Raw genomic sequence first — 13,944 nt, 5'->3', positions numbered from 1 at the left:
CCCTGCGCCACTAGACGACTTATTGCGTACCTGATGACTGACGAATCGCCTTCCATCGACAAACTGCTGAAAAACCTCGATCACGCCATGCTCGCCGACCGCCACCGGCTGCGGCGGCAGTTGCTTGAGCTGCGCAAAAAACCTGACGAAGCCAAGCTGGCCCAGTGGGTGACGCGCACGCAGGCGTCCTGTGATCAGGTGTTGGCGCGGCGGGCCAGCCTGCCGGTGATTCGTTACGACGACAGCCTGCCGATCGCCGCCAAGCGCGACGAAATCAAAGCAGCGCTGCTCAAGCATCAGGTGCTGATCATTGCTGGCGAAACCGGTTCGGGTAAAACCACCCAGTTGCCGAAGATCTGCCTGGAAATCGGTCGCGGTCAGCATGGCCTGATCGGCCACACCCAGCCCCGTCGAATCGCCGCCCGCAGCGTGGCGAGCCGGGTCGCCGAAGAACTGGCGACGCCGTTGGGTGCGCTGGTCGGCTATCAGGTGCGGTTCGAGGACCAGAGCGATTCCAACACCCTGATCAAGCTGATGACCGACGGCATCCTGCTGGCGGAAACCCAGAACGACCGCTACCTCGAACGCTACGACACGATCATCGTCGACGAAGCCCACGAACGCAGCCTCAACATCGATTTCCTGCTCGGTTACCTGAAAACCCTGCTGCCGCGTCGCCCGGACCTGAAAGTCATCATCACCTCGGCGACCATCGACCTGGAGCGTTTCTCCAAGCATTTCGATGACGCGCCGATTGTAGAAGTCTCGGGCCGCACCTTCCCGGTAGAAACCTGGTACCGCCCGCTGACTCTGGAGCAGGACGAGGAGGGCAACCGCGTCGAGGATGACTTGACGGTGGATCAGGCGATCCTCGCCACCCTCGACGAAATCGCCGCGTTCGAACGCAGCGAACGCAAGAGCCCCGGCGATGTGCTGGTGTTCCTGCCCGGCGAGCGTGAGATTCGCGACGCGGCGGACATGCTGCGTAAAGCCCAACTCAAGCACACTGAAATTCTGCCGCTCTACGCTCGACTGTCGCCGGCCGAGCAGCAGCGGATTTTCCAGTCACACCCAGGCCGTCGCGTGGTTCTGGCGACCAACGTCGCGGAAACCTCGCTGACGGTGCCGGGCATTCGTTACGTGATCGACAGCGGCACCGCGCGCATCAGCCGCTACAGCTACCGTGCCAAGGTCCAGCGCCTGCCCATCGAAGCGATTTCCCAGGCCAGCGCCAACCAGCGTAAAGGTCGTTGCGGACGGGTCGAGCCGGGTATTTGCATTCGCCTGTATGCCGAAGAAGACTTCATCGGCCGCCCGGAATTTACCGACCCGGAAATTCTGCGCACCAACCTCGCGGCGGTGATTTTGCAGATGCTGCATCTGCGCCTCGGCGAAATAACCGATTTCCCGTTTATCGAGCCGCCGGATGGCAAAGCCATCAGCGACGGTTTTAACCTGCTGCAAGAGCTCTCGGCGGTCGACCGCAACAGCCAGCTGACGCCGCTCGGTCGCCAATTGGCGCGGTTGCCGGTGGACCCACGCATGGGCCGCATGCTGCTGGAAGCGGCAAAACTCGGCAGCTTGCAGGAAGTGCTGATCGTCGCCAGCGCCATGTCGATTCAGGACCCGCGCGAGCGTCCGCCGGAGCGTCAGCAAGCGGCGGATCAGGCGCACGCGCAGTGGAAAGACGTGGACTCGGACTTCGCCGGGTTGGTCAATCTGTGGCGTGGTTTCGAAGAACAGCGCCAGGCGCTGACCGCCAGCCCGTTGCGCAATTGGTGCCGCAAGAATTTCCTGAATTACCTGCGTCTGCGCGAATGGCGTGACTCTCACCGGCAGTTGAGCCTGATCTGCCGCGACATGCAGTTGAGCCTCAATAAAGAGCCGGCGGATTACCCGAAACTGCACAAAGCCGTGCTCTCGGGGTTGCTCAGCCAGATCGGGCAGAAAACCGAAGAAGGCGACTACCTCGGCGCCCGTCAGCGGCGTTTCTGGATTCACCCGTCATCGGGTCTCGGCAAGAAGCGTCCGCAATGGCTGATGGCCGCCGAACTGGTGGAAACCACCAAGCTCTACGCGCGCATGGTCGCCAAGATCGACGCCGACTGGATCGAGCCTTTGGCCGGGCACCTGATCAAGAAAAACCACTTCGAACCCCATTGGGAGAAGAAGCGCGGCCAGGTCGTGGCCTTCGAGCAAATCACCTTGTTCGGGCTGATCGTGGTCGGTCGCCGGCCGGTGCATTACGGGCCGATCGACCCGGTGGTGTCCCGTGAGTTCTTCATTCGTGAAGGTCTGGTGCGCGGCGAGATTCAGTCCAAGGCCAAGTGCCTGACGGCCAATGCGCAACTGCTGGAACAGCTCGACGAACTGGAAGCCAAGGCTCGCCGTCGCGACATTCTGGCGGACGAAGAAACCCTGTTCGCCTTCTACGATGCGCGACTGCCAGCGGAGATCCACCAGATCGCTACCTTCGACAGCTGGTATCGGGTCAACAGCCAGAAAGACCCGCAGCTGCTGATCATGCGCGAAGAAGACGTACTGGCTCGCGAGGCGAGTGAAGTCACCGCGCTGCATTACCCGGACACCTTGCACATCGGTGATCTGGAGTTGGCGCTGAGCTACCACTTCGAGCCGAACCACCCGCGTGACGGCGTGACCCTGCGTGTGCCGGCGCCGTTGTTGCCGATGCTGCCCCCGGAACGTCTGGAATGGTTGGTGCCCGGCGTAATCGAAGCCAAGTGCATCGCGCTGGTGCGCAACCTGCCAAAAGCCTTGCGCAAGAATTTCGTGCCGGTGCCGGACTTCGTCAAAGCGGCGTTGCAGCGCATGACTTTTGCCGAGGGCTCGTTGCCTCAAGCATTGGGTCGTGAACTGTTGCGCATGACCGGTGCGCGGGTCAGCGATGAAGCCTGGGCCGAAGCGTCGCAGCAGGTCGACAGTCATTTGCGGATGAACCTGGAAATCGTCGACGGCCAGGGCAAGTTCCTGGGTGAAGGGCGTGATCTGGCGGAACTGACCGCACGCTTTGCCGAAGCCAGTCAGGCCGCGTTGGCCGTGCCGCAAACCGCAAAAAACCAGCAACCGGTGGAGCCGAAAGTGTTTGCCGCCGTCGCCGAGAAAACTCAGCAGAAGATCGCCGGGCTATCGATGACGGTGTATCCGGCGCTGGTGGAAGAGAGCGGCACGGTCAAGGAAGGACGTTTCTCGACGCCGGCCGAGGCAGAGTTTCAACATCGCCGCGCCTTGCAGCGTTTGCTGATGCAGCAACTGGCCGAACCGGCGAAGTTCCTGCGCGGCAAGTTGCCGGGGCTGACCGAATTGGGCCTGATGTACCGCGACATGGGGCGCATCGACAGTCTGGTCGAAGATATCCTGCTGGCCAGCCTCGACAGCTGCATTCTCGACGGCGAAGACCCGTTGCCACGCGATGGTGCCGGGTTGGCCTCACTGGCCGAACGCAAGCGCGGTGGCTGGACCGAGCACGCGGAGCGCCTGGCCAAGCTGACGCTGGAAATCCTCAAGCTCTGGCACGGCCTGCAAAAACGCTTCAAGGGCAAGATCGACCTGGCGCAAGCCGTGGCCCTGAACGACATCAAGCAGCAGCTCAGTCATCTGGTGTATCCGGGGTTTGTCCGGGAAACCCCGATGCAGTGGCTCAAGGAGTTGCCGCGTTATCTGAAAGCGGTCGAGCAGCGCTTCGAGAAAATCGGCGCTCAGGTACAGAGGGATCGGGTCTGGAGCGGCGAGTTGTCTGGCTTGTGGACGCAATATCAAACCCGCGCCAACAAACATGCCCAGGAAGGTAAACGCGATCCGCAGCTGGAACTCTATCGCTGGTGGCTGGAGGAATATCGGGTTTCGCTGTTCGCCCAACAATTGGGGACCAAGGTGCCGATCTCCGACAAGCGCCTGAACAAGCAATGGACCCAGGTCGAACCGTAGGCCCCGATCCTACAGTCCGGCAGGGGGGGCGATTGATCCAGCAAAAGGCGCCAAAACCCAATGTTTATGGCAAACTTCGCGCCTATAAACGCCGGCCCCGCAGTTTTGAGCCTTCACAGGTCTGGGCGGATCGGAGTAAAGCGATGCCAGGTTTGCTTCCCGTGAGGGGAATAGACTCTTTGTGTGTTGGTACGTGGGTGCCAACACTTTCTGCCTGAACAGATTAGAGAAACGACCATGCATAACGTCGTCATCAGCGGCACCGGCCTGTACACCCCGGCCAACAGCATCTCCAACGAAGAGCTGGTGCAGTCTTTCAACGCTTACGTCGCGCTATTCAACGCCGACAATGCCGACGCCATCGCGCGCGGCGAAATCGAAGCGTTGACCGAGTCCAGCGCGGCGTTTATCGAAAAGGCGTCTGGCATCAAAAGCCGTTTTGTCATGGACAAGGACGGCATCCTCGACCCGCAACGCATGGCTCCACGCCTGCCGGAACGCTCGAATGACGAGTGGTCGGTGCTTTGCCAAATGGCCATCGGCGCCGCCGAGCAAGCCTTGCAGCGTGCCGGCAAGACCGCCGCGGACATCGACGGCGTGATCGTCGCCTGCTCCAACCTGCAACGTGCCTACCCGGCCATCGCCATCGAAGTCCAGGAAGCCTTGGGCATCCAGGGTTTCGGTTACGACATGAACGTCGCCTGCTCCTCGGCGACCTTTGGCATTCAGGCTGCGGCCAACAGCGTGCAACTGGGCCAGGCCCGGGCGATCCTGATGGTCAACCCGGAAGTCTGCACCGGTCACCTGAACTTCCGCGACCGCGACAGCCACTTCATCTTCGGCGACGCCGCTACCGCGGTGATCATTGAACGTGCTGACCTGGCGACGTCCAAGTACCAGTTCGACATCGTCAGCACCAAGCTGCTGACCAAGTTCTCCAACAACATCCGCAACAACTTCGGCTTCCTCAACCGCGCGGCGGAAGAAGGCATCGGGAACAAGGACAAACTGTTCGTGCAGGAAGGCCGCAAGGTGTTCCGCGATGTCTGCCCGATGGTCGCCGAGCTGATCGCTACGCACCTGGAAGAGAACACGCTCAACATCAGCGACGTGAAACGCTTCTGGCTGCACCAGGCCAACCTCAGCATGAACCATCTGATCGTCAAGAAACTGCTGGGCCGCGAAGCCACCGAAGAAGAAGCCCCGGTGATTCTCGACACCTACGCCAACACCAGCTCCGCCGGTTCCGTGATCGCGTTTCACAAGAACCAGGACGATCTGGCCGCCGGTTCGCTGGCAGTGCTCAGCTCGTTCGGCGCCGGTTACTCGATTGGTAGCGTGATTCTACGCAAGCGCTGAGTTTGCCTTAAAAGATCGCAGCCTGCGGCAGCTCCTACAGGGTTAAGTAATCCCATGCAGGAGCTGCCGCAGGCTGCGATTTTTTTTGCGCCAACAAAAAAACTCGCGCTGCAGTATCGGACGGATGATGGGGACCGATACCACAACGCGAGTTTGTAAAAGCGGCTCGGGCTTCCTTGCCCGAGTCGTGTAGCGGGGGAAATCAGAACTTGGCTTCGGCATCCAGTTGCAGGGTGTTGATGTCGGAGTCTTTCTTGTTGATGCTGGCGTTGGTTTGGTCAGAGGTGGCCATGAAGTACGTCGCGCCGAGGTTGAAGTTCTTGTCCAACTCGTAGCTCACTTTCAACTTGCTGCCGCGCGAACCGGTGAAACCGTTGGCAAAGTCGGAGTCGGTGAAGGCGCCGACAACCGCGTTACGCTGTACATCGCGGTAGTTGTAGTCCACTGCGAAGCCGTAGATCTTGGACTTCACACCGGCCAACCAACCAGTGTCCTGATTGTTGCTCGCGTCTTTGTTGTTGACGTACTGACCGTACAACGAGAGCGGTACTGGCAGGTTGCTGAAGTCAAGTTGACCAAAACCCTCGTACAGATTGAACTCTTCCCTCGGGCTATTGCCATTGACGGCCAGTGCGCACGGTGCGGTAACGGTGCCGGTGGTAGGGCAAGCACTGCTGTCATCGTTGTCGTAGGCGTAGATACTGCCGCCCAGGGTCATTTTCATGCTGTCAGTGATGGCGAAACGCGCGCCCAACTGGCCAGCGTACAGACGCAGGTCGTGTTTGAACTGCACACCTTCGCCGTCGACGTTGTCCTTGAGGGTGTAGTGGCCGGCGCTACCGAACAGCTCGGTGCTGCCGCCCAGCGGGTATTTGTAAGTCGCTGCCAGGCCTTCCGGGTTGATGTCGCTATCCCAGATGATGTCACCCATGCTCACCCATTGTTGCGGCATCTTGCCGCCGACGAGGTGCAGGTTCTTGATCGCGTCGGGGTGGTAGTCGACGTAGCCCTGGTCCAGCCAGATCGACTTCTTGTCGAAGTAGTTGTTCAGGTCCTGGTTGGTGGACCGGGCGTCGTCGTTGCTGCCGGTGGCGATACGAATACCGGTGTCGACCTGAGGGTTGATTTCGCTGTAGGCACCCAGGCGGGCACGAATGCGCTGACGATCCTGGTCTTTGTTGTTTGGAACGCCATCGTTGTGGACTGTTTCCTCACGGAAACGCACGTCACCCTTGAATTGGGTCTTGGCAGCCCACGCCAGTTTCTGGTCGAAGGTACTCAGTTCAGTGGTTTTCTTCGCAGTCGCTGCGATCTGCTCGTTGGTCTCTTGTTGAGCCTGGCGGGCGATTTTCTGGTCTTTCTGATCCCTGGCCAACTCGGCTTGCAGTTCGGTGTACTGCGCAGGCGAAATAGAGCCGTTTGCCTTGAGCATGTCGAGCAGTTTGGCGTCGACTGCGGCGCTGGCCGGAACACTCATGGCCAGCAGCAACCCGCCACACAAGGCCGCCGCAGTTTTCGTGGAAGCAAGACGCATATCAATCTCCGAAGATGTAATGGGATGACTGAGCCATCCAGGACACAACCGACCGTTGACGGACGGAAAACAGTGACCAGGTTTAGAACCCGGCGCTCTAAAAACAGGCGCCAGTATCGCGATGGTTTATGACAGAGCGGTGGCAATGTGATGGCGTCTCGATGACGATACAAAGTCGTCGAGAACTATTGCGCTAGAGCGCTGTCGTCGAATTGCTCGTGTGCAATGCAGAGCGATAAGCGATACTCGCGATGCTTTCACGCCATGAAGAGTGAGGATGGTGATGCCGTTGCAACGTCTGCAAAGCCTGTCGGAAATCGCGTCGCAGACGTGGGATGCCCTGGTGCCCGAGAATCAGCCCTTTCTGCGCCACGCCTTTCTCAGCACGCTGGAAGACAGCGGCAGCGTCGGTCCTCATTCCGGCTGGCAACCCGAGCATTTGCTGCACATCGAGGGCGATCGCCTGATTGCCGCGCTGCCCAGTTACCGCAAATGGCATTCCTACGGCGAGTACGTGTTCGACCACGCCTGGGCCGATGCCTGTGAGCGTGCCGGTATCGATTACTACCCCAAGCTGCTGACGGCCGTACCGTTCAGTCCGGTCAGTGGCCCGCGTTTACTGGCGGCCACGCTCGAGGACGGTTTCGAACTGTTGAAAAGCCTGCCGGGCTACCTTGAAATCGAACAACTCTCCAGTGCCCACATCAACTTCACCGATCCGTTCACCGACGCGGCCCTGGCCGAGCAGCCGGGCTGGTTGCAACGAATTGGCTGTCAGTACCACTGGCAGAATCGCGGCTATCGGGATTTTCAGGACTTCCTCGACGTCCTCAGTTCGCGCAAGCGCAAGCAGATGCGCAAGGAACGCGAACAAGTGGCCGGGCAGGGCATTGATTTCGAATGGCTTGAAGGTAGGCAACTCGATCAGGCGCAGTGGGACTTTGTCTATGCCTGCTACGCCAACACCTACGCAGTGCGGCGGCAAGCGCCCTATCTGACGCGGGAGTTTTTCAGTTTGCTGGCCGAGCGCATGCCAGAGTCGATTCGTGTGGTGTTGGCCAAGCAAGGCTCACGGCCGGTGGCCATGGCCTTCAGTCTGGTGGGTGGCGACAGCTTTTACGGTCGTTACTGGGGCTGTCTGGCGGAGTTCGATCGTTTGCACTTCGAGACCTGTTTCTACCAGGGCATGGACTACGCGATTGCCAATGGCTTCCAGCGTTTCGATGCCGGTGCTCAAGGCGAGCACAAGTTGATTCGCGGGTTTGAACCCGTGATCACTCATTCATGGCACTACTTGCGTCATCCCGGGCTGAAAGCTGCCGTCAAAGACTTCCTGCAGCAAGAGCGCGTGGGTGTGTTGGCGTATGCCGAGGAAGCGAGGTCGGCCTTGCCTTACCGGCAAGACTGATTCTCGCTCCGGGCTTCAGCTGCCTTCCTTGCCTAACCATCGATACGTCACGCCGCCGATCACCGCGCCGAGCAGCGGCGCCACCCAGAACATCCACAATTGCGCGATGGCCCAGCCTCCGACGATCAGCGCCGGGCCGGTGCTGCGGGCCGGGTTGACCGAGGTGTTGGTGACAGGGATCGAGATCAGGTGAATCAGCGTCAAGGCCAGGCCGATGGCGATCGGCGCCAGCCCGGCGGGGGCTCGCTTGTCGGTGGCACCGAGGATGATCAGCACGAACATCGCCGTCATCACCAGCTCACAGACAAAGCCTGCGGCCATCGAGTATTTGCCGGGAGAATGCTCGCCGTAGCCGTTGGAAGCCAGACCGCTGGCAAGTTCGAAGCCTTCCTTGCCGTTGGCGATGTGGTAGATCAAGGCCGCCGCGATAATCGCGCCAATCACCTGAGCGATGATGTAGGCGGGCAGCTCTTTGGCGGGGAATCGACCGCCGACGAACAAACCAACCGAGACGGCGGGGTTGAGATGACAGCCGGAAATATGGCCAATGGCGAATGCCATGGTCAGTACCGTCAGACCAAAGGCCAGGGCCACACCCAGCACCCCGATCCCCAGCGGAGAAGACGCGGCCAGAACCGCACTGCCGCAACCCCCCAACACCAGCCAGAACGTACCTAACAACTCAGTGACTGAACGTTTGAACAGAGACATGAGAGCGTCCTTGATAGGTTTCCTATCGAGACTGTATCGAGTGATGCATCCTGCGCATTTACGACAGGCTCATCTCCAGAACCTTGGCTGATTACAGCAGGGTTTTGGTGGATTTCCAGCGGCCATAAAAAACCGCCAGGGCCTGTGGTTAGAGGGCTGTGGCGGTTACCAGGGTGTAGATAATCCATGTGGGAGCGAGCTTGCTCGCGATAGCGGGGTAACAGTCAACATTTATGTCGCTGAAACTCCGCTATCGCGAGCAAGCTCGCTCCCACAGTGTCGGGGGGGAACCCAATTAATCGATGCCGACAAATCCACCGGTCTGGTGCTGCCACAACCGCGCATACAACCCGCCATGGGCCAGCAGTTCGGCGTGGCTGCCGGTTTCGGCGATTTTGCCTTTTTCCAGCACCACCAGCCGGTCCATGCGGGCGATGGTCGAGAGGCGGTGGGCAATGGCAATCACGGTTTTGCCCTGCATCAAGGTTTCGAGGCTTTCCTGGATCGCCGCTTCGACTTCCGAGTCGAGCGCCGAGGTGGCCTCGTCCATGATCAGGATCGGCGCGTCCTTGAGCAGCACGCGAGCAATCGCTATCCGCTGACGCTGGCCGCCGGAGAGTTTCACCCCGCGTTCACCGACGTGGGCATCGAAACCGGTGCGACCTTCGGAGTCCGACAACAGCGGGATGAACTCGTCGGCGCGGGCCTTGTGCACCGCCTCCCAGAGTTCGGTGTCGGTGGCGTCGGGTTTGCCGTACAGCAAATTGTCGCGGATCGAGCGATGCAGCAGGGACGTGTCCTGGGTGATCATGCCGATGCGCTCTCGCAGGCTTTCCTGGCCGACTTCGGCGATGTTCTGGCCGTCGATGAGGATGCGTCCGCCCTCCACGTCATAGAGGCGCAGCAGCAGGTTGACCAAGGTTGACTTGCCGGCACCGGACGGACCGATCAGGCCGATTTTTTCACCGGGCTTGATGGTCAGGTTGAGGTCGCCGATGATTCCGCTCTTCTTGCCGTAGTGGAAATCCACGTGCTCGAAACGCACTTCGCCACGGGTGACCGCCAGCGGTTTGGCCTGCTCGCGATCGGTGACGCTGACCGGTTGGGAAATGGTCTGCAAACCGTCCTGAACCATGCCGATGTTTTCGAAAATGCCGGTGACCACCCACATGATCCAGCCGGACATGTTGACGATGCGGATCACCAGGCCGGTGGCCAGGGCAATCGCGCCTACGGTGATCAGCGACTGCGTCCACAGCCACAGGGCCAGGCCGGTGGTGCCGACGATCAGCAAGCCGTTCATGCTGGTGATGACCACGTCCATGCTGGTGACCACCCGGCCTGCCAGTTGGGCTTTTTCGGTTTGTTCCTTGATCGCTTCGCGAGCATATTGCTGCTCGAAATTGGTGTGGGCGAACAGCTTCAGGGTGGTGATGTTGGTGTAGCCGTCGACGATCCGCCCCATGAGTTTGGAGCGCGCATCGGAGGACACCACCGAACGTTCCTTGACCCGTGGCACGAAGTAGTAAAGGGCACTGATGAAGGCGACGATCCAGGTCAGCAGCGGGATCATCAGGCGCCAGTCGGCTTCGGCGAACAACACCAGCGAACTGATCGCGTAGATCAGCACGTGCCACAGCGCGTCCACCGCTTGCACTGCCGAGTCGCGCAGCGAGTTGCCGGTCTGCATGATGCGTTGGGCGATGCGCCCGGCGAAGTCGTTCTGGAAAAAATTCAGGCTTTGTTTGAGCACATAACTGTGGTTCTGCCAGCGGATCAGACTGGTCATGCTGGGGCTCAGGGTCTGGTGCACCAGCAGGTCGTGCAGGCCAACAAAGATCGGCCGAAAAACCAGGGCTACCACCGCCATCCAGGCCAGCTCGATGCCGTGTTCCTTGAAGAAATCGACGTTAGGCGTGCCTTGGGTCAGGTCGATGATGCGACTCAGGTAGCTGAACAGCGCCACTTCGATCAGCGCACCAATCAGGCCGACGAACAGCAGGACGGCGAAACTCGGCCAGACCTGCTTCAAGTAATAGGTATAAAAAGGGAGAACCCGATCCGGCGGAGCGGCCGTCGGGGCCTCGCGGAAAATGTCGATCAGTTTCTCGAAACGGCGATAAAGCATCAGTTCTCCGCCCGCGCACGGGCTCTCCTTTGAACAGTGTGAGCGGCGCACTCCGGCAGCCGCTCAAGACTTCCTGTGTAGCTTAGTCGATGACTTTGGCTGACTTGATGAACACAGGGTCGGCTGGCACATCTTTCATGCCGCCACGGGTGGTGGTTTGCGAGTTGACGATGACGTCTACCACGTCCATGCCCTTCACGACTTTACCGAAGACCGCATAGCCATCACCGCTATCGAGGAAGTCGTTGTCTTTGACGTTCACGAAGAACTGGCTAGTGGCCGAATCAGGGTTGGAGGTGCGGGCCATGGACAGCGTGCCACGGACGTTATGCAGACCGTTTTTGGACTCGTTCTTGATCGGTGCCTTGGTTTCTTTCTGCTGCATTTGTTGAGTGAAACCGCCGCCCTGGATCATGAACCCTGGAATCACACGGTGAAAAATCGTGTTGTTGTAGAAGCCGCTGTTGACGTAATCAAGGAAGTTCTTGGTACTGATCGGCGCTTTGACCGGGTCCAGCTCGATCTCGATCTGGCCGTTGGTGGTTTCCAGCAGTACGTGCGGCGCCTTGGCGGGCGTCGCGGCCATCAGGTTGGCGGCAAACAGAACGGAGCCAGCGACGAGGGCGATTTTTTTCAGCATGGGTCAGTGATCCTGAGTGAGGTGGTGTCGACTGCGGTGAGAAACTCGAGCAGCGTTTGGTTGAACATTTCGGGTTGATCCAGCGGGGTGGCGTGGCGCGAATCGGCGATCACCACCAGCCGCGCATCGGGCAGCAGTTTTACATAGGTCTCTTTCAGCGAGACCGGCGTGTAGTCACGGTCGGCGCTGACGATGAGGGTTGGACAGGAGACCCTCGAAAGTCGTTCCTGAACCCCCCAGCCAACGATCGCATCGAAGCTGGCGAGATAAGCATGTTTGTCGTTTTTTGCCCAGCGCTCGGCCATTTTTTGTCGCAGGTCGGCCTGTTCGGGTTTGGGGAACAGCTTGCCGCCCAAGGCCGTGCCGATGGTGCCCAGACTGAGGACGCGCATCAGGCTCCAGCGCTTGAACCACTGCCAGTAATCGTCGCGGCTGCGCAGTTTGACCTCGGGCGCGCTGTTGACGATGCACAAGCTTTTGAGCAATTGCGGCTGATCCACGGCCAGTTGAAAACCGATCATGCCGCCCATGGACAGGCCCACGTAATGAGTGGGGCCGAGGTTCAAGTGTTCAATGAGGGCGATCAGGTCGGCGCTGAACCCGGCGATGCTGTAGCGCTCGCGGGGTTTGTCGGAGCGACCGTGGCCACGCACATCCGGAACGATCACCCGGTAGCGGGCCGACAGCGCCGGGATCTGCTTTTCCCAGTCCAGGGTGCTGGAACCCAGCCCGTGGACCAGCAGCAACGGCGTGCCGTGGCCATATTCCTCATAGTGCAGGTTGCAACCTTCGTGTTCGAAATAGGCCATGCGTACACTCCGTGTCAGGCTTGTTCAGGGGCAGCGAAAGGTGCATCCAGCGGCGCAGTGTCAAAAGTGCGCAGCAGTTCGATGAGAATCTGCGTGGCCGGACCCAAGGGTTTGTCCTTGTTCGAGTACAGGTAGAAGCTTGGGTTGCGGCTGCCACCCTGGTCCAACGGTAGCAGCTTGAGCAGTCCTTCCTTGAGTTCTCGTTCGATCATGTGCCGAGGCAACCAGGCGAAACCCAGGCCGCTGCTGACAAAAGTTGCCGCGGTGGCCAGGCTGCCGACGGTCCAGCGCTGTTCCGCGCCGAGCCAGCCAACGTCCCGTGGCTGCTGGCGGCCGGAGTCGCGGATGACCACTTGCATCTGGGATTCCAGATCCTGGAAGTTCAGTTCGCGGTTCAGACGATGCAGTGGGTGTTCAGGGTGAGCGACAGCCACAAACTCTACGTCGCTCAATTCCGCCCCCAGGTAACCGGGAATGCTCAGGCCGGTGATGGCCAGATCGGCCACGCCTTCGAGCAAGACTTCCTCTACGCCGGATAGAACCTCCTCACGCAGACGCACCCGGCAGCCACGGCTCTGCGGCATGAACGCGGTCAAGGCGCGAACGAGGCGGGCGCTCGGATACGCAGCGTCGACCACCAGCCGCACTTCCGCTTCCCAGCCTTGCTCCATGTGATGGGCCAGGTCTTCCAGCTGACTGGCCTGTTTTACCAGTTGCCGCGAGCGGCGCAGCAGCACGCCGCCGGCTTCGGTCAGCACCGCTTTGCGGCCGTCGATGCGCAACAGCGGCACGCCGAGCTGGTCCTGCATGCGCGCCACGGTGTAGCTCACCGATGATTGCGAGCGGTGCAGCGCTTCGGCGGCCTGGGCGAAACCGCCGTGGTCGACCACGGCCTGTAACGTTCGCCATTGATCAAGGGTCACGCGGGGCGCTTTCATGAATAGCTCCTCTTGTCCTAAGCTGGCAGTCCATATTGGAGACTGCTGAATGAAAAAGCTTTGTTGTGTGGTGTTGGCGATGCTGCCGCTGACTGCGTTTGCTTATCCGATCGACGTTGAAAAACAGCTGAATGGCTTGAGCATCGACTACAACACGTATGACACGGATAGCGACATTGCCACCATTCAGGTGAACAACTACGGCACCACCGATGCGGCCTGTAAGGTGGTTTTCAACAATGGCCCGGAAGCACCACGCACCCGCAATATCGAAGTGGCCGCTGGTAAACACAAAAATGCCACCGCCAAGTTCAACCGCAGCATCATCAAGATGCGTATCAAACTGACCTGCACCCCCAAATGACCTCAAGCGGAGCACGCCCGCCAGGCATGCTCCGCTTATAAACGAATTTATTGATGGTTTATAGCAGTTATTTGCGCTTTTTCATCGATTTAACTCCGTTTAACCTTC

The 13,944-nt window shown here is 59.7% G+C and carries 9 protein-coding genes and 1 pseudogene; 4 read left to right on the top strand and 6 right to left on the bottom strand.

Annotated features, from left to right (window positions below):
- Positions 1 to 33 precede the first annotated feature (33 nt).
- Together hrpA and VD17_RS22195 are read left to right on the top strand one after the other, a co-directional pair.
- Complete coding sequence (gene hrpA / locus VD17_RS22200; protein WP_046055674.1) at positions 34 to 3,945, top strand: ATP-dependent RNA helicase HrpA; 3,912 nt, start codon at positions 34 to 36, stop codon at positions 3,943 to 3,945.
- A gap of 237 nt (positions 3,946 to 4,182) precedes the next feature.
- Positions 4,183 to 5,304 (top strand): beta-ketoacyl-ACP synthase III, encoded by a 1,122-nt coding sequence (locus VD17_RS22195; RefSeq protein WP_046055673.1) that lies wholly within the window; start codon positions 4,183 to 4,185, stop codon positions 5,302 to 5,304.
- 202 nt (positions 5,305 to 5,506) lie between these two features.
- On the opposite strand, the gene VD17_RS22190 is transcribed toward VD17_RS22195, so the two are convergent.
- Complete coding sequence (locus tag VD17_RS22190) at positions 5,507 to 6,838, bottom strand: putative porin (RefSeq protein ID WP_046055672.1); 1,332 nt, start codon at positions 6,836 to 6,838, stop codon at positions 5,507 to 5,509.
- Between the two features lie 283 nt (positions 6,839 to 7,121).
- Between VD17_RS22190 and VD17_RS22185 the strand changes: the two genes are divergently transcribed.
- Positions 7,122 to 8,246, top strand: coding sequence for a GNAT family N-acetyltransferase (locus VD17_RS22185; protein WP_046055794.1), 1,125 nt, complete (start codon positions 7,122 to 7,124; stop codon positions 8,244 to 8,246).
- A 15-nt stretch (positions 8,247 to 8,261) separates the two neighbouring features.
- Here the strand turns inward: VD17_RS22185 and aqpZ are convergent, their stop codons facing one another.
- The 5 genes and pseudogenes from aqpZ to VD17_RS22160 form a co-directional block, all read right to left on the bottom strand.
- The gene (gene aqpZ / locus VD17_RS22180) at positions 8,262 to 8,957 is read right to left on the bottom strand and encodes an aquaporin Z (RefSeq protein ID WP_046055671.1); all 696 of its coding nucleotides are present in this window, start codon (positions 8,955 to 8,957) and stop codon (positions 8,262 to 8,264) included.
- A gap of 295 nt (positions 8,958 to 9,252) precedes the next feature.
- Entirely contained in the window at positions 9,253 to 11,085 is a 1,833-nt protein-coding gene (locus VD17_RS22175) for an ABC transporter ATP-binding protein (RefSeq protein ID WP_046055670.1), read from the bottom strand.
- An 82-nt stretch (positions 11,086 to 11,167) separates the two neighbouring features.
- Positions 11,168 to 11,725: a peptidylprolyl isomerase A gene (locus VD17_RS22170; protein ID WP_008153188.1), complete on the bottom strand. Its 558-nt coding sequence runs from the start codon at positions 11,723 to 11,725 to the stop codon at positions 11,168 to 11,170.
- 3 nt (positions 11,726 to 11,728) lie between these two features.
- Positions 11,729 to 12,534: pseudogene (locus tag VD17_RS22165) on the bottom strand (alpha/beta fold hydrolase).
- Between the two features lie 14 nt (positions 12,535 to 12,548).
- Complete coding sequence (locus VD17_RS22160) at positions 12,549 to 13,472, bottom strand: LysR family transcriptional regulator (RefSeq protein ID WP_046048083.1); 924 nt, start codon at positions 13,470 to 13,472, stop codon at positions 12,549 to 12,551.
- A gap of 49 nt (positions 13,473 to 13,521) precedes the next feature.
- Here VD17_RS22160 and VD17_RS22155 point away from each other — a divergent pair, with 49 nt between their 5' ends.
- Positions 13,522 to 13,836, top strand: coding sequence for a hypothetical protein (locus tag VD17_RS22155; protein ID WP_033056126.1), 315 nt, complete (start codon positions 13,522 to 13,524; stop codon positions 13,834 to 13,836).
- The last annotated feature ends 108 nt before the right edge of the window (positions 13,837 to 13,944 follow it).

The organism is Pseudomonas fluorescens (assembly GCF_000968015.1).
Classification (GTDB): Bacteria; Pseudomonadota; Gammaproteobacteria; order Pseudomonadales; family Pseudomonadaceae; genus Aquipseudomonas; species Aquipseudomonas fluorescens_W.
The sequence above is the reverse complement of the archived record's forward strand: the minus strand, read 5'-3'. Positions and strand labels throughout refer to the sequence as shown.

Excerpts from the sequence above, each read along its gene's own strand:
- hrpA (WP_046055674.1), top strand. The coding sequence starts at position 34 with ATGACTGACGAATCGCCTTCCATCGACAAACTGCTGAAAAACCTCGAT.
- VD17_RS22195 (WP_046055673.1), top strand. The coding sequence starts at position 4,183 with ATGCATAACGTCGTCATCAGCGGCACCGGCCTGTACACCCCGGCCAAC.
- VD17_RS22190 (WP_046055672.1), bottom strand. The coding sequence starts at position 6,838 with ATGCGTCTTGCTTCCACGAAAACTGCGGCGGCCTTGTGTGGCGGGTTG.
- VD17_RS22185 (WP_046055794.1), top strand. The coding sequence starts at position 7,122 with ATGCCGTTGCAACGTCTGCAAAGCCTGTCGGAAATCGCGTCGCAGACG.
- aqpZ (WP_046055671.1), bottom strand. The coding sequence starts at position 8,957 with ATGTCTCTGTTCAAACGTTCAGTCACTGAGTTGTTAGGTACGTTCTGG.
- VD17_RS22175 (WP_046055670.1), bottom strand. The coding sequence starts at position 11,085 with ATGCTTTATCGCCGTTTCGAGAAACTGATCGACATTTTCCGCGAGGCC.
- VD17_RS22170 (WP_008153188.1), bottom strand. The coding sequence starts at position 11,725 with ATGCTGAAAAAAATCGCCCTCGTCGCTGGCTCCGTTCTGTTTGCCGCC.
- VD17_RS22160 (WP_046048083.1), bottom strand. The coding sequence starts at position 13,472 with ATGAAAGCGCCCCGCGTGACCCTTGATCAATGGCGAACGTTACAGGCC.
- VD17_RS22155 (WP_033056126.1), top strand. The coding sequence starts at position 13,522 with ATGAAAAAGCTTTGTTGTGTGGTGTTGGCGATGCTGCCGCTGACTGCG.